The sequence below is a fragment of the Kribbella sp. NPDC050459 genome, assembly GCF_040655315.1.
In the GTDB taxonomy this organism is placed as follows: Bacteria; Actinomycetota; Actinomycetes; order Propionibacteriales; family Kribbellaceae; genus Kribbella.
This window is the reverse complement of the sequence record NZ_JBFAJQ010000012.1, coordinates 96001-111179: the sequence shown is the minus strand read 5'-3', so window position 1 is coordinate 111179 and position 15179 is coordinate 96001. Positions and strand designations below refer to the sequence as shown.

The following is a 15179-nucleotide window of genomic DNA, read 5'->3' as shown; positions in this document are numbered from 1 at the left end:
CGCGGTGTGCGGACCGTGCTATCAAAGGAATCAGGGGCTTCGGGGGGGAGCCGATGGCCGGGGAGGGCGATCATGTCGCCGGATTTCGTGAGTTGGCTCGTGAGCCGTGTGGTGCGTGGAAGCCCGCCGGTTCTGCGTCTCTTCAGCGGCCCGGAGACCTCGCTCGGAGCTCGCCCGCTCCGCATCCCGGACACGAGCAAGCGGCTGTGCGCGTTCGTCGCGGTCCATCAGGGCGCCGTCAGCCGGAGGCACGCGGCCGGGGCGTTATGGCCGGACTGCGACGACGACCGTGCCGCGGCGAACCTGCGGTCGGCGTTGTGGCGGCTCAACGGCTACGGCGTGCGGTTCGTCGAGACCCGGCGGCACGCCCTCGCCGTCGCGCAGAACGTCGTCGTCGACCTCGACGTCGTGGACGACTGGGCAACCCGCCTGATCGGCCACCGCGAAGTCCCCGAGGACCTGGCTGCGGCGCCGCGGGACGTGAACGCGCTCGAGCTGCTGCCGGGGCTGTCCGACGACTGGGTCCTGTTCGAGCGCGAGCGGATCCGGCAGCGCCTGCTGCACGCGTTCGAGGCGCAGAGCCGCCGGCTGCTCGCCCGGGACCGGTACGCCGAGGCCCTTGACGTCGCCCTGCTCATCGTCTGCGCCGACCCGCTCCGTGAGACTGCGCAGCGCGCCCTGATCGAGTGCCACCTGGCCGAGCACAACCTCGCCGAAGCGGCTCGCGCCTACATGAGGTACCGCAGTCTGCTGCAGCGCGAGCTGGGTGCCGAACCGGACGCATCGCTGACCGAGCTCGTCGTCCACCCGTCCCAGCATCCTTCGCAGCACCGCGAGCTGGTCCGGCTCCGGATCTCCTGATGCTCACGCCACCTGCGCACGGACTGTTTCCAGCAAGGCGTCGCCCGGTCGCAGGCCGAAGTGCTCGGCTGCCGATCCGCCGCGGATGACGAGTTCGGTGAATCCGGTGCCGGAGCTGCCGGGGACGATGCCCGGGGTGTTGCGGGGTACGGCGGTGAGGTGCGGGTAGCAGGTCACGTCGACGTACCCGGTGCTGCCGTCGTCGTTGCGTCGGGCAACGGAAAGGGTGTCGCCGGGGACCAGGTCGAGCCGGCGGTCCAGCTTGCAGTTGCCGAAGTTGTCGACCACGGTCACGGTCGGCTCGTCGTCGGCGAGTTCGGGTACGGCGGTCTCGGTCGCCGGGACCGGGCGGCCGTCGGCGACCCATTTCGCCAGCAGCGGCAGGTACCACAGGCTGCGGAACTGCGTGCCGGCGATCTTGTCGACGTCGTCCGCGCCGAAGCCGGCTGCCGTGACGGCCTCGCGGATGTCGGTGACGTGGACGTGGTCGATGCCGAGCTCACGCCGTACCAGCGAGAGCACGCGAGGGTTGAAGGTGCTCGCGACCAGGTGCATGCCGACGTGGAAGAAGCAGAACGGCACGCCGTTCGGCCAGACGCCGTCGCGGGGCGCGATGTTCAGCAGCGTGATGGTCGGATGCCCGTCCTCGCCCAGTGCCGTCGTGGCGATCAGGCAGTCGAGCAGGGTGAGCGCGGCGAACGACTCCGGATCGGGTCCGTCGGCGGCGACGATCGTCGGCGACTGGCCGAACAGGGCGCCGATCCGGGTGCTGAGTCTGGCGCGGGCGTTGCCGTCGAAACAGTCGGTGATGTAGGTGATCGGGGACATGACGAAAGGCTCCTGTGGTGTGCAGCGGGTCGTGGAAACGAAAGAGGCCCCCGACATCGGGGGCCTCTCGCTGCAAGCACACGTGCCTACGCCGCTGAAGTCCTCCCGCATCGAGGGCTCAGCATTCGCATCGCGGCGTACCTGGTCACGTCCACGAGCGTAGCACCCTCACCTGGCCTGCCCGTTGTCGAAATACGCGACCAGGGCCGGGTCGAGCGCCGGGATGTCCTGCGGTACGCCGTTCGCGCGCAGCGACTCGGTGGCGGCGTAGCCGGCCGCGACCGCGGCGCGGGCGGCGATCGGGGACGTGAGGGTGGCGCCGCCGTTGCGGACGAAGTTCACGAACTCCGCGACCAGGTGCGGGTCGGCGCCGCCGTGGTTCTCGTTGTCGCCGCCGATCTCGACGACCTGGTCGGCGTCCTCGCGGTACCCGGAGCGGCGGCTGTTCCACACCTTCACCACGCCGCCCGGCCCGTCGCCGAAGTTCTCCAGCCGGCCGTGGGTGCCGATCACGGTGTAGTTGCGCCAGTAGTCCGGCGTGTAGTGGCACTGCTCGTAGGTCAGGAAGACGCCGTTGTCGAGCAGCAGGTTCGCCATCGAGATGTCCTCGACGTCCATCACCGGCGCCAGGCCCTTCTGCTCCAGCGGCGGCCAGTTGTCGCTGGACACGAAGTCCTTGAACCGCTGGCCGGTCCGGTCCTGCCGGTCGGTGATCCCGCCGTACAGCGTGAGCGCGCCCATCGCGTTCACCCGGGTCGTGTAGCCGCCGGCCAGCCAGTGCATCACGTCGATGTCGTGGGCGCCCTTCTGCAGCAGCAGTCCGGTCGTGCGGCGGCGGTCCGCGTGCCAGTCCTTGAAGTAGAAGTCGCCGCCGTGGCCGACGAAGTGCCGGCACCAGATCGCCTTCACGTCGCCGATCGCGCCGTCCTGGATCAGCTGACGCATCGTCAGGACGACGGGCATGTGACGCATGTTGTGGCCGACGTACAGCCGGGCGCCGGACTCGTACGCCGCGCGCAGGACCCGGTCGCAGCCCTCGGTGGTGATCGCCAGCGGCTTCTCGACGAACACCGAGACGCCCGCCTCGAGGAAGTCGATCGCCGGACCCTCGTGCAGGTCGTCGGGCGTGGTCAGGAAGACGCCGTCGAGCTTGGCGTCGAGCAGTTCGGTGTGGTCGGCGTGCCCGCTCGCCTCCGGGTACAGCTCGAGCGCCGCGTCCCGCTGCGGTGCGGACGGGTCGGCCACGGCCACGACCTCGGACCCCTCGCCGGGACGGTGCGCGTACTGCGCGATGCGGCTGCGGGCGCCGAGACCCACGACGCCAAACCGAAGATCAGTCATACCAGGCAACTCCTGCACGTAGTTGTTTGCAACAGCCTAACTCCGAGCAATTCTGGCTAGCAATCACCGATCCTCCAGCTGGAATTGGGCTGCCCGTCATCCAGCGCACATCGAGGTCTCGCTCCGTGCCGTCACCATGGCGGAATGTGAGCCTCCACTACGTGGCACTGGGGGACTCGACCACAGTAGGGGTCGGGGACCCGCTGAACGGCAGCAGTACGACGGACCTGTCCGGTGCCGGTGCGCGGCCGGGGGAGGGGTGGCGCGGCTGGGCCGCGCTGCTCGCCGACTCCCTGGCCGGCACCCACCGTGTGACGTTCTCCAACTTCGCGACCAGCGGCGCCACGGTGCCGGTCGTCGCGACCGAGCAACTGCCCTCGATCGGCGACGGCCCGATCGACCTCGCCTCGCTGATCGTCGGCGTCAACGACACCCTGCGGTCCACGTTCGACGCGGGCCGGATCCGCCACGACCTGTACGAGTGCGCGGAGCAGCTGACGGCCCGCGGGGCGTTGCTGCTGACCGTCCGGTTCCACGACCACGGCAAGGTGTTCGGCCTGCCGCGCTGGCTGCGACGGCCGCTGTGGCAGCGGATCGAGCAGGTCAACGTCGCGTTCGACGACCTGCACGCGCGGTACGGCGGCATCCGGCTGGACATGGCCGACTACCCCGAGGTGTACCGGCGGGACTTCTGGAGCATCGACCGGCTGCATCCGGGCGAACGCGGGCACCGGACGCTGGCCCGCGCGTTCGCCGACGAACTGGCGGCGCGGGGCGTGCCGATCGACGTGCCACCGGACCTGGACTGCGCGTACCGGCCGCCGAGCCGGTGGGCGGATGCGGTCTGGCTCGCGCGGGAGGGCGTGCCCTGGGTCGGCCGCCGCGCTCACGACCTGCTGCCCTGGGCCGCGCGGATGGCGATCAGCCAGGTTCGGTCGGGTCCGCTCGATGCGGAGGTCCGGCGACTGGAGGCATAGGGTCTGCTGCATGGCCCGTATCGATGGACGTAATGCTGACCAGCTCCGCCCGGTGCAGGTGACCCGGAACTGGCTCGACCACGCCGAGGGCTCGGTGCTGGTCGAGTTCGGGCGCACCCGGGTGCTGTGTGCGGCGAGTGTGACCGAGGGCGTGCCGCGCTGGCGCAAGGGCTCCGGCCTCGGCTGGGTGAGCGCGGAGTACGCGATGCTCCCGCGATCCACGAACACCCGCTCGGACCGCGAGTCGGTGAAGGGCCGGATCGGTGGCCGCACCCACGAGATCTCCCGGCTGATCGGCCGGTCGCTGCGGGCCGTGATCGACTACAAGGCGCTCGGCGAGAACACGATCCTGCTCGACTGCGACGTCCTGCAGGCCGACGGCGGCACCCGGACCGCGGCCATCACCGGGGCGTACGTCGCACTGGCCGACGCGGTCTCCTGGCTGCGTGAGCGGAAGCTGCTGAAGAGCGAGCCGCTGACCGGCACGGTGTCCGCGGTCTCGGTCGGGATCATCGACGGGACGCCGATGCTGGATCTCTGCTACGAGGAGGACGTCCGGGCCGAGACCGACATGAACCTGGTGATCACCGGCGACGGCAAGTTCATCGAGGTGCAGGGCACGGCGGAGGGCGCGCCGTTCGACCGCGCCGAGCTGGACAGCTTGCTGGAGCTCGGCGTCGCCGGCTGCGCGGAGCTCGCCAAGATCCAGCAGGAGGCCCTCGCGTGACCCGGGTGCTGCTCGCGTCGAACAACAAGAAGAAGCTCGAGGAACTGCGCCGGATTCTGACCCCGATCGTGCCGGGCATCGAGGTGCTCGGGCTCGGCGACGTCCCGCCGTACGACGAGCCCGCCGAGACCGAGCCGACCTTCGAGGGCAACGCGTTGCTGAAGGCGCACGCCGCGCTCGCCGCGACCGGTCTGCCGTCGATCGCCGACGACAGCGGGATCTGCGTCGACGCGCTGAACGGCATGCCCGGCGTCCTGTCCGCGCGGTGGTCCGGGCCGGCGAAGGACAACCACGCGAACAACCTGCTGCTGCTCGGGCAGCTCGAGGACGTGCCGGACGAGCGGCGCGGCGCGTCGTTCGTGGCGGCGGTCGCGTTCGTCCGGCCCGACGGCCCGGACGAGCTCGTGCTCGGCGAGATGCGCGGCTCGGTGATCCGGTCGTTGCGCGGAACGGGCGGTTTCGGGTACGACGTGCTGTTCCAGGCCGAGGGGTACGACCGCACCACGGCCGAGCTGTCGATCGAGGAGAAGGACACGATCAGCCACCGCGGCAAGGCCCTGCGCGAACTGGCCCCGATCGTGGCGAAGGCGTTGGGGAGCTAGCGATGTTGTTCGCGGGATCGGACAAGGACGGCGTCGCCGACGGGCGGATCACCGTGGCGTACCGGCGGTGGGCCGAGCCGCGGGTCGTCGAGGGGCGGATCTACCGGACGAACGCCGGGCGGATCGAGATCGACAGCATCCGCCAGGTGAATCCGGACCTGATCGCGGACGGTGACGCCGACCTGGAGCTGGCCGATCGCCAGAACGCACGCGACGTCCGGCGCCGGTTGCGTGGCGACGAGTCGCTGCCGACGTTCCTGATCCGCTTCCACCTCGTCGAGGGGCCGGATCCGCGCGAGGAACTGGCCGCCCAGACCTCGCTGTCGGCGGAAGACCTGGAGGACCTGCGGGGGCGCCTGGCCCAGTTCGACTCGGTCGGTCACCACGGGGCCTGGACTCTCGAGACCCTTCGGCTCATCCAGACCCGGCCTGCTACCCGGGCCGCCGACCTCGCGGCTGCTGTGGGCCGCGAGACGGCGCCGTTCAAGCTCGACGTACGCAAGCTGAAGAACCTTGGGCTGACCTACAGTCTCGAGGTCGGGTACCGGCTCTCGCCCCGTGGTGCGGCGTACTTGGATGCTGAGGGCAACTAGCGGCGCAGGTTGAGGGTCGCGAGCAGGTCTTCGTGCAGCTCGAACCAGACGCGGTGGCAGGAGTCTGTGTCGCTACGGTCGACGTCTTTGCGGGCGAGTGCGGCCGAGAAGCGTCTGTCGTAGCCCTCGAACCGTGGCAGGACTTCGGTGAGCCGCTCGGCGATTGTGGTGAGCGCTCCGTCGATCACCGTGAGCTCGTGCAGGACACCGGCGTCCCATTCGGCGTCGGTGTGGTCGTTCGCGGCGAGCGGGTCGGTCGGGGTCGGGCGGAGTTGCCAGTCGGTGCAGGCCTGTTGGAGGAGGCCGTTGAGCGGCAGGAAGTCGGCGTACACCTTCCGTACGGCGTCGACGTCGGTGAGCTCGGCCTTGAGGAGCCGCTCGTTCTCGGCGCGTCCCGCTTCGGTGAGCGACCAGCCCGACGTACCCGCGAAGGAGCTGTACGTCGCCCAGCCGCGCGCTTCCGCATCCTTCAGGGATTCCTCGACATCGTCCTGGTTGAAACGTCGAGCGATCGCATCGGCATCCGCGAAGCCCAGCAGACGGACGGCGTGCAGGACCAGGTGCATCATGGCTCCTGCCGCGCGGTCAGCCGGTTGAACCGCTGCTGACAGGCCTGCGGCGAACTGAACCCCATCGCGTCGGCCATGTCCGCCCAGGTCAGCCCCGAGCTCCGGGCCATGAACAGCAGGCCGGCTTCGACCTCGTCGACCTCGGCCCGGGCGGCCGGCAGCAACGCGAGGGCGGCCAGCAGGTCGTCGTCGCTCAGCTCGGCGGCGCGCCAGGCGGCGAACTGGGTGAGATCCACCGCGGACAACGGGATCGGCGCCGGGCGCCACGGGCGTGACGGCAGGTCCTTGGCGCCCTCCTCGAGCAGTTGCTCCCGGGCCTCGCGCTGACGGTCGGCCTGTTCCTGGTCGGCGTCGTGCTTGCGTCGCATCCGTCCACAGTGGATCATCAACAGAACGTTGTCAACATTCCGTTGTCAACGTTTCGTTGACAGGAGATTCGGGATGCTGGTGCCGCTGGCCGCCGCGACCGTCGACCGTTGCGGCGCCAAAGCCGCCACGCTCGGCATGCTTCTCCGGCAGGACCTCCCGGTCCCGGACGGCATCGTCATCCCGTTCGGTCCGGCGGGTGACCTGGTGCCGCCGGTGGCGGACTGGCTCGAGAGCGCCGGGGATCCGCCGGTCGCGGTGCGGTCGTCGGCTGCAAACGAGGACGGCGCGCTCGCGTCGGCGGCGGGGCAGCACGACAGCTTCCTCGGCGTACAAGGGGTTGCTGCGGTGCTGGACGCCGTACGGGCGTGCCTTGCGTCGGTGTGGTCGGCGCGCGCGACGGCGTACCGCGACGGGGCCGAGGCTCCGGCGATGGCGGTCATCGTCCAGCGTCATGTGGACGCGGACGTGGCCGGCGTGATGTTCACGCGGGCGGACGGCTCCACGCTCATCGAGTCCTCGTGGGGACTAGGCCCCAGCCTCGTCGAGGGCCGGGTTACGCCCGACTCCTATGTGGTCGCCGACGGCTCCGTGACCCGCAGGATCGCCGACAAACGCACGTCCCTCGACCGCAACGGCCCAGGCCTCGTCGTACGCCGCGTCCCGCCCGCCCAACGCCGTACGGCGACCCTCTCCGACGCGACCGCCTTCCAGTTGGCTGACCTGGCCCGCACAGTCGCCGCCGTGCTGGGCGCTCCGCAAGACATCGAGTGGGCTCTCGTAGACGGCGTCCCGTGGCTCCTGCAAGCGCGGCCCATCACAGCCGAACCCCCGACCCCCACCACCGCACACCCCGCACCCCTGACCGGCATCCCCGGCAGCCACGGCACCGCAACCGGCCCCGCAAGAGTCGTCCGCGGCCCAGCCGACTTCCCCACCGTCCGCCCCGGCGACATCCTCATCTGCCCCCACACCGACCCCGCCTGGACCCCACTCCTGTCCATCGCCGCAGGCGTAGTCACCGAAACCGGCGGCACCCTCTCCCACGCCGCCATAGTCGCCCGCGAGAAACACATCCCCGCAGTCCTCGCCGTCGAAGCAGCCACCACAACAATCCCCAACGGCGCCACAGTCACCGTCAACGGCGCCAAGGGCGCCGTACAGTTGACGGGTTGTGCCAGAGGCGGGAGTTGAACCCGCACGCCCGGAGGCGCCGGCACCTAAAGCCGGTGTGTCTGCCGTTCCACCACTCTGGCTGGGGGGAGGGTCGCCTCCCCTAGGTGGACATCCTAGGGGAGGCGCGGTCTGTCAGCGGCTTTGCAGGGCGTCGATGAAGACGCTCTTCAGGTCGCCGGGGTTGCGGGCGACGTACGCCGCGCCGCCGGTGGCTCCGGCGAGGGCGCTGAGTTCGTCGGCGTTCGCCTCGGGGCCCATGCCCAGGGCGATGATGCGGACCGGGCGGGCCGGGTCCTGCAGGCTGCGGAGGGCCTGCACGGCCTGGGCGAGGGTCGGGCTGCCGGGGTCGTCGTTCTTGCCGTCGGTGAACAGCAGGACCGTGTTGACCGCGTTCGACTTGTACTCCTGCCGGACCTGCGTGACCGCGGCGATCGCGGTGTCGTACAGCCCGGTGCCGCCGTTCGGGATCGGGCCCTGGATCTTCAGCTGGGCGGTGATCTTGCCGCGCTGCACCTTCGACAGCGGCGCGATCGGCACCAACGGCTTGTAGTCGGCGCCGAGCTTGCCGATCTTGGTGGAGAACGTCCACAGGCCGAGCTGAGCGCTGTCCGGGAACAGGTTCAGGCCGCCGATCGCCGCCTCGATCGTGAGCTGCATGCGGGTCTTGCCGCCGACCTTCTCGGCCATCGAGCCAGAGACGTCGATGACGGCCAGCGAGTGCGTGGACAGCGACAGCCGGGTCCAGTTCTGCAGCGTGGTGTTGATCGCGTCGCTGGTCGGCTTGGTCAGCTGGGTCATGTCCCCGACGCCGCGGCCGCCGCTCAGCGGGCTGAACGTGGTGTCCCGGAAGCCGGCCTGGTCACGGGCCTGTCCGGCGCTGTCGGTCAGCAGCTCGCCGGCCAGCGCCTGCGCGGCCCCGTTCGCCGCGTCGGTGTCGGACTTCGCGGTGACCACGATCGGGTAGTCCAGGTACAGCGTGCCCGTGCCCGGCTGGATCGCGCGCAGTTGGGTGTCCGGGTGCGACTCCTGGTACTTCAGGAAGCTCTGCTCGGTCGCCGGGACGACGGTCTTGCTCCCGTCCTGGTCGGCGCGGCCGAACAGCGCGTTCACGTCGGAGTAGGGCTTGGCCATCGACCCGAGGTGCTGCGCGAGCGGTACGACGAGTTGCGAGACCTGGCTGTCGGACGCGGACGTCTTCTGCCGCTCCATCTGCACCGCCAGCAGCGTCAGCGCGCCGGGGGAAGAGTTCAGCGGGTCGAGCAGGGCCGGCTCGCTCGCGCCCAGGATGCGCAGCCACGACGACGTGTCGCCGAAGTTGTCCCGCCGGCCGACGATGACCATCGGCGACGTGGCGATCGAGGCGACCGCGACGTTCGGGACGCTCTGGCCGTCGTCGGCCTGGGCGACCCACAGCGAGGAGTCCGGCACCCACAGGTCGGGCCGGTTGTCGCTGCCGTGCGCGACGTCCCGTGCGACCTGGGCCGACGGCGCCGCGCTGATGGTGATCTGCAGGCACGGGGCACCGTCCTTGCCGCCCTTGGCCGCGACCGCCTTGGCGGCCGCCTCGAGCGGCGCCTGCATCTCGGGTGTGGTGGACAGCTGGATCTGCGTCGGGTCGGCGCAGGCCTTACCGGAACCGAGGAACCCGTCGGCGCCCGATTCGGACCCGAAGGAGCGGACCACGAAGACGGCGCCGAGTGAAAGCACCAGTAGTCCGACAGCGGTGATGTACACCGAGCGACGGTTGTTGTTACTACGCGTCACCGCAGAGGAATGTTTTCCCATCGCGGCAGGTTCCTCCCTCCCAGAGGCTGACTGCGCGCGCAGATTACCCGGTTTCCTTACGTCACCGCGAAGACCGGCGACGGTCGTGACACACCCGTCGCTGAACCGGAACCGTCCCCGGAGTACGGCTCTTTCACAGGAACGCTTAAAAACTCACCCTGCGTATCGACTCGGCTGCGGTGCGCTGAGACTTTCGTGTGACCCAAATCACAGCGGGACTTTGCTCAAACGACCGTTCCATGGACCGTCGTCATGAAACGGTCGAAGGTTTCCCTCCGCCGGCCGGTACAACCAGGTGCCTTTTCACACCTCAGATCACAGCCCTGTTCACAGGCCCAGGTCGCGGCGGAGCTTGGCGACGTGGCCGGTCGCCTTCACGTTGTACTGCGCGACCGCGATCTTCCCGTCCGGGTCGACGACGAACGTGGACCGGATCACGCCGGTCACCTTCTTCCCGTACATGGTCTTCTCGCCGAACGCGCCGTACGCGGTCAGCACTTCCTTGTCCGGGTCGCTGAGCAGCGGGAACGTCACGCCGTCGCGGTCGCGGAACTTCGCCAGCTTGGCCGGCTTGTCGGGGGAGATGCCGAGGACGGCGTACCCGGCGGCCTGCAGCGAGTCGAGCGAGTCGCGGAAGTCGCAGGCCTGCTTGGTGCAGCCCGGCGTCATCGCGGCCGGGTAGAAGTAGACGATCACGTTCTTGCCGCGCAGACCGGCCAGCGCCACGTCGTTGCCGTCGGCATCGGGCAGGGTGAAGTCGGGTGCGGTGTCGCCGACGGACAGACGATCGGACATCAGGTCCTCCACGGGTTGGTCTCCTGCGCGCAATGTTACGTGCGCGAAAACTGCTGTCCGTTGGAGGTGCGAGCAGCGGCTGGGTGGGTGAGGATGCGCAGATGAGCCGCTTACCGTCCCGCCAGTTGTTCGACGGCTATCTGGATCCGCGTCGCCCGCATGCGGGGGCGTACGACGAGATGTTCGATCCGGTCGACGGCGTACGGACGGCGTACAAGCGGCTGCACGACTCGTTGCAGCCGTTGCAGCCCGCCGACCTGACCACGCGGTCGGAGGCGCTCGACCGGGCGCTGGTGGACCAGGGGATCACGTTCAGCCTGTCGGGCGAGGAGCGGCCGTTCCCGCTGGACCTGGTGCCGCGGGTGATCACGGCGTCGGAATGGGCCCGGCTGGAGCGTGGCGTCGTGCAGCGGGTCCGCGCGCTGGAGGCGTTCCTCGCCGACATCTACGGGGACCAGCAGATCGTCGCGGACGGCGTACTGCCGCGCCGGCTGATCACCTCGTGCGAGCACTTCCACCGGCAGGCGGCCGGCATCGCGCCGCCGAACGGTGTCCGTATCCATGTCGCGGGAATCGACGTGGTGCGTGACGAGCAAGGTGACTTCCGGGTGCTCGAGGACAACCTGCGCAGCCCGTCCGGGGTCTCGTACGTGATGGAGAACCGCCGGACGATGGCGCGGGTGTTCCCGGACCTCTTCGCGAAGCACCGGGTCCGCGCGGTCGGTGACTACGCCGTCCACCTGCTCCGGGCGCTGCGGGCTGCCGCTCCGGCGAGCGCCACCGATCCGAACGTCGTCGTGCTGACACCGGGCGTCTACAACTCGGCGTACTTCGAGCACTCGCTGCTGGCCCGCCAGATGGGCGTCGAACTGGTCGAGGGGCGGGACCTGTTCGCCCGCAACAACGTCATCTACCTGCGGACCACCGAGGGTGAGCAGCGGGTCGACGTGATCTACCGGCGGATCGACGACGACTTCCTGGACCCCGTGCAGTTCGAGCCGGACTCCGTCCTCGGTGTCGCCGGTCTGGTGAACGCGGCGCGCGCGGGCAACGTGGTGATCGCCAATGCGATCGGCAACGGTGTCGGCGACGACAAGCTGATCTATACGTACCTGCCGGAGATCCTGAAGTACTACCTCGGTGAGACGCCGCTGCTGCCGAACGTCGACACCTACCGGTGCTGGCTGCCGGCGGAGCAGACAGAAGTACTGGACCGCCTCGACGAGCTGGTCACGAAGCCGGTGGAGGGCTCTGGCGGGTACGGCATCGTCTTCGGGCCGGACGCGTCGCCGAAGGAGCTGCAGGCACAGCGGCGCCGCATCCGGGCCAATCCGCGCGGCTGGATCGCGCAGCCCGTCGTACAGCTGTCGACCGTGCCGACGAAGGTCGGTGAGCGGCTCCAGCCGCGCCATGTCGATCTGCGGCCGTTCGCGGTCAACGACGGCGAGGACGTGTTCGTTCTGCCGGGCGGGTTGACCAGGGTGGCGATTCCGGAAGGCAGCCTGGTCGTCAACTCGTCACAGGGCGGCGGGTCCAAGGACACCTGGGTGCTGGCGCCCCGCGCCTCCGGCGAGGACGCCGAACTGCGCGGTCCGGGGCTCGGAACCCCCACGGTGAAGCCCGACAGTACGCCGGAGCAGGGCCCCGAGCTGAACGTCGCCCAACAGCAGCAACAACAGTGATGGGGAGGTGCTGACGATGCTCGCACGCAACGCCGAGTCGCTGTACTGGATCGGCCGGTACGTCGAACGCGCGGACGACACCGCGCGGATCCTGGACGTCTCGGTGCATCAGTTGCTCGAGGACGCCACCGTCGACGCCGACACGGCCAGCCGCCGGCTGCTCACGGTCCTCGGGATCACTCCGCCGGACGGCAGCGAGCTGGACGTGTGGGGCCTGACCGAGCTGGTCGCGATGTCGCCGGAGACCGGGTCGATCGTGTCCTCGATCGCCAGCGCGCGGGAGAACACCCGGGTCGCGCGGGAGGTCGTGTCGAGCGAGCTGTGGCAGTGCATCAACGCGATGTGGAACGCCGTCCCCGAGCGGCAGCGCGCCGCGCGCCGGGTGGGGCCGCACGAGTTCTTCACGTTCGTGGAGGACCGGGCCGCGATGTTCGCCGGGCTGGCCGACTCCACGATGAGCCGGGACGACGGCTGGCGGTTCCTGGTCCTCGGGCGGTCGGTGGAGCGCGTCGACATGATCGTCCGGCTGCTGATGTCCCGGGTCGGCGACCGGCCCACCTCACCCGGCTGGGTGACGGTACTGCGTTCCGCAGGCGCACACGACACCTATTTGAGGACGTACCGCGGTGCACTCGACGCGTCCCGCGTGGTGCAGTTCCTGTTGCTGGACCGGTTGTTCCCGCGGTCCGTGTTCCACGCGCTGCAGCAGGCGGAGTCCTGTCTCGACCACCTCGACCACGGACCCTCGGCCCGGATCGGGGCCGGCGCGGAGGCGTCGCGGTTGCTGGGCAAGGCGCGCAGCGATCTGGAGTTCCTGCGGCCGGCCGACCTGCTGGACGACCTGACCGGCAGACTGCAGGCCTTGCAGACGACAGTCCGCGAGGTCGGTGAGGCAGTGTCGCGGCAGTACTTCCACGTGGTGCCGTGGATCGAGTGGAACAACGCGGAGGTGAACCTGTGAAGTGGCGTCTGCGCGTTGTCCATACGACGGGCTACCGCTACGCGACCGCGGTCACGCAGTCGTACAACGAGGCCAGGCTGACCCCGCGGCACGACAACCGGCAGAACCTCATGGTCGCGCGGCTGGAGACCGTCCCGGCGGCCCGTGCGTACAAGTACACGGACTACTGGGGTACGGAGGTCAACGCGTTCGACCTGCAGACCCCGCACACCGAACTGAAGGTAGTCGCGGCCTCTGTCGTCGAGACGACGGACCAGGCAGCACCGACCGCTGACGCGACCTGGGCGCAGCTGAAGTCGCCTGAGGTCTTGGATGCGTACGCCGAGTTCCTCGAGTGGACCCGCTACGTCCCGAAGCACCGGGAGCTGTCCGCCGTCGCGCGCTCGCTGCGCAAGGGCCGTACGCCGGAGGAGACGGTCCTTGCGGTGTCGAAGTGGGTCCACGGCAAGCTGAAGTACCAGCGCGGCACGACCGGCGTGCACTCGTCCGCTGTCGACGCCTGGCAGGCCGGTGAGGGTGTGTGTCAGGACTACGCGCATCTGACGCTGGCCATGCTGCGTGCGGTCGGTGTCCCGGCCCGTTATGTGTCGGGCTACCTGCACACGAAGCCGGACGCCGCCGTGGGCGAGAAGGTCGTCGGCGAGAGCCATGCGTGGATCGAGGCCTGGACCGGCGAGTGGTGGGGCTTCGACCCGACCAACGACATCTCGATCGGGCACCGGCACGTCTGGGTGGCGACCGGGCGGGACTACGCGGACGTGTCGCCGCTGAAGGGCATCTACTCCGGTGGTGCGGCGACGGCCATCGAGGTGACCGTCGACATGACCCGGTTAGCCTGAGCCGATGCGGGCCATGACAGTGACGCCGGGCAAGGCCGACTCGGCGACAGTCGGTGACGTGCCGGAGCCTCCCGTCGCCGACGGATCGATGCTGGTGGAGGGCCTGCTGACGGGCATCTGCGGGACCGACCTCGAGTTGGTGTCAGGAGCGTTCGGCAGCGGTCGCCCCGGTGCGGACCGGCTCGTCATCGGGCATGAGTCACTCGGACGGGTGCTGGAGGCGCCGGCGGGCTCGGGCTTCGCGAGTGGCGACCTGGTCGCCGGCGTCGTCCGTCGTCCCGACCCGGTGCCCTGTGTCGCGTGTGCTCGCGGCGAGTGGGACTTCTGCCGCAACGGGCAGTACACCGAGCGCGGAATCAAGGAGATGGACGGGTACGGCGCCGAGCGCTGGCGGGTCGACCCGTACTTCGCCGTACCGGTGCCCGCTGAGCTGGGAGAGCTCGGGGTCCTCGTGGAGCCGGCCAGCATCCTCACCAAGGCGTGGGAGCAGGTGGATCAGGTCGGGGCCCGGTCGTGGTTCGCGCCACGGCACGTGCTGGTGACGGGCGCCGGTCCGATCGGGCTGCTGGCCGCGTTGATCGCCCGGCAGCGCGGGTACGACGTACACGTGCTGGACCGGGTCGTGGACGGGCCGAAACCGGAGCTGGTCCGGGCGCTCGGCGGGACGTACATCACCGACCTGGAGCAGCTGGACGCCGTACCGGATGTGGTGATCGAGGCAACAGGCGCCGGGCAGCTGGTGTTCGACTGTGCGTCGCTGCTGCCGCCGGCCGGGGTCATGTGCCTGGCCGGGATCCACCCCGGCCCTGCGACCGTCAGTGTGCAGCTCGACGCACTGGTCCGGCAGCTGGTGGTCCGCAACGCCGCACTGGTCGGCACGGTGAACGCAGGGAAGCGCCACTATGCGGCCGCGGTCGACGCGCTGCTGGCGGCGGACCGGGCCTGGCTGGAGTGGCTGGTCACCCGGAGCGTCCCGCTGTCCGAGTGGCCGGCCGCATTGGTGCGGGAACCGGATGACATCAAGGTGGTCGTGGACTTGCGGCGATGACCTGCGAGGATGGTGGGTGACGAAGGGCA

The 15179-nt window shown here is 69.8% G+C and carries 16 protein-coding genes and 1 tRNA gene; 10 read left to right on the top strand and 7 right to left on the bottom strand.

The features are described from left to right. Positions 1 to 99 precede the first annotated feature (99 nt). The gene (locus AB0I12_RS31690; protein WP_359936405.1) at positions 100 to 861 is read left to right on the top strand and encodes a BTAD domain-containing putative transcriptional regulator; all 762 of its coding nucleotides are present in this window, start codon (positions 100 to 102) and stop codon (positions 859 to 861) included. Positions 862 to 864: 3 nt separating this feature from the next. Here the strand turns inward: AB0I12_RS31690 and AB0I12_RS31685 are convergent, their stop codons facing one another. Further along, the gene (locus AB0I12_RS31685) at positions 865 to 1689 is read right to left on the bottom strand and encodes an SAM hydroxide adenosyltransferase (RefSeq protein ID WP_359936402.1); all 825 of its coding nucleotides are present in this window, start codon (positions 1687 to 1689) and stop codon (positions 865 to 867) included. A 168-nt stretch (positions 1690 to 1857) separates the two neighbouring features. Next, entirely contained in the window at positions 1858 to 3030 is a 1173-nt protein-coding gene (locus AB0I12_RS31680) for a Gfo/Idh/MocA family oxidoreductase (protein WP_359936400.1), read from the bottom strand. 146 nt (positions 3031 to 3176) lie between these two features. Between AB0I12_RS31680 and AB0I12_RS31675 the strand changes: the two genes are divergently transcribed. Genes AB0I12_RS31675 through AB0I12_RS31660 form a run of 4 tightly spaced genes read left to right on the top strand, consistent with a single transcriptional unit; the run spans position 3177 to position 5929 of the window. Further along, positions 3177 to 4007: an SGNH/GDSL hydrolase family protein gene (locus AB0I12_RS31675; RefSeq protein WP_359936398.1), complete on the top strand. Its 831-nt coding sequence runs from the start codon at positions 3177 to 3179 to the stop codon at positions 4005 to 4007. Between the two features lie 10 nt (positions 4008 to 4017). After that, positions 4018 to 4734, top strand: coding sequence for a ribonuclease PH (gene rph / locus AB0I12_RS31670; protein ID WP_355697798.1), 717 nt, complete (start codon positions 4018 to 4020; stop codon positions 4732 to 4734). After that, entirely contained in the window at positions 4731 to 5336 is a 606-nt protein-coding gene (rdgB, locus tag AB0I12_RS31665; RefSeq protein WP_359936396.1) for an RdgB/HAM1 family non-canonical purine NTP pyrophosphatase, read from the top strand. Before rph ends, rdgB begins: the two co-directional genes overlap by 4 nt. Positions 5337 to 5338: 2 nt before the next feature. Then, entirely contained in the window at positions 5339 to 5929 is a 591-nt protein-coding gene (locus tag AB0I12_RS31660) for a hypothetical protein (RefSeq protein WP_359936394.1), read from the top strand. Here AB0I12_RS31660 and AB0I12_RS31655 read toward each other — a convergent pair. Then, positions 5926 to 6498, bottom strand: a complete 573-nt coding sequence (locus AB0I12_RS31655; RefSeq protein ID WP_359936392.1) for a transcriptional regulator — start codon at positions 6496 to 6498, stop codon at positions 5926 to 5928. The two genes, AB0I12_RS31660 and AB0I12_RS31655, sit on opposite strands and share 4 nt — an antisense overlap. Next, on the bottom strand, positions 6495 to 6866 hold the full coding sequence (locus tag AB0I12_RS31650) for a hypothetical protein (RefSeq protein WP_359936390.1): 372 nt from the start codon (positions 6864 to 6866) through the stop codon (positions 6495 to 6497). Before AB0I12_RS31650 ends, AB0I12_RS31655 begins: the two co-directional genes overlap by 4 nt. Positions 6867 to 6939: 73 nt before the next feature. On the opposite strand from AB0I12_RS31650, the gene AB0I12_RS31645 reads away from it, so the two are divergent. Next, a complete protein-coding gene (locus AB0I12_RS31645) occupies positions 6940 to 8058 on the top strand; it encodes a PEP/pyruvate-binding domain-containing protein (protein WP_359936388.1) in 1119 nt (372 codons plus the stop codon). Here AB0I12_RS31645 and AB0I12_RS31640 read toward each other — a convergent pair. The 3 genes from AB0I12_RS31640 to bcp all read right to left on the bottom strand — a co-directional run bounded on the left by AB0I12_RS31640 (position 8040) and on the right by bcp (position 10620). Continuing rightward, positions 8040 to 8120 (bottom strand) — tRNA-Leu (locus tag AB0I12_RS31640). The two genes, AB0I12_RS31645 and AB0I12_RS31640, sit on opposite strands and share 19 nt — an antisense overlap. 52 nt (positions 8121 to 8172) lie before the next feature. Further along, a complete protein-coding gene (locus AB0I12_RS31635; RefSeq protein ID WP_359936386.1) occupies positions 8173 to 9774 on the bottom strand; it encodes a substrate-binding domain-containing protein in 1602 nt (533 codons plus the stop codon). 378 nt (positions 9775 to 10152) lie between these two features. Beyond that, positions 10153 to 10620, bottom strand: coding sequence for a thioredoxin-dependent thiol peroxidase (bcp, locus tag AB0I12_RS31630; protein WP_355472747.1), 468 nt, complete (start codon positions 10618 to 10620; stop codon positions 10153 to 10155). A 101-nt stretch (positions 10621 to 10721) separates the two neighbouring features. Here bcp and AB0I12_RS31625 point away from each other — a divergent pair, with 101 nt between their 5' ends. From AB0I12_RS31625 to AB0I12_RS31610, 4 genes are read left to right on the top strand one after another with little or no spacing between them, the layout of a single operon-like run. Next, positions 10722 to 12302 carry a circularly permuted type 2 ATP-grasp protein gene (locus tag AB0I12_RS31625; RefSeq protein WP_359936384.1) on the top strand — a complete coding sequence of 527 codons (1581 nt, stop codon included), beginning with the start codon at positions 10722 to 10724 and terminating at the stop codon, positions 12300 to 12302. 16 nt (positions 12303 to 12318) lie between these two features. Then, positions 12319 to 13263: an alpha-E domain-containing protein gene (locus AB0I12_RS31620; protein WP_359936382.1), complete on the top strand. Its 945-nt coding sequence runs from the start codon at positions 12319 to 12321 to the stop codon at positions 13261 to 13263. After that, complete coding sequence (locus tag AB0I12_RS31615) at positions 13260 to 14102, top strand: transglutaminase family protein (protein ID WP_359936380.1); 843 nt, start codon at positions 13260 to 13262, stop codon at positions 14100 to 14102. Before AB0I12_RS31620 ends, AB0I12_RS31615 begins: the two co-directional genes overlap by 4 nt. Positions 14103 to 14106: 4 nt before the next feature. Next, on the top strand, positions 14107 to 15150 hold the full coding sequence (locus tag AB0I12_RS31610; protein ID WP_359936378.1) for a glucose 1-dehydrogenase: 1044 nt from the start codon (positions 14107 to 14109) through the stop codon (positions 15148 to 15150). The last annotated feature ends 29 nt before the right edge of the window (positions 15151 to 15179 follow it).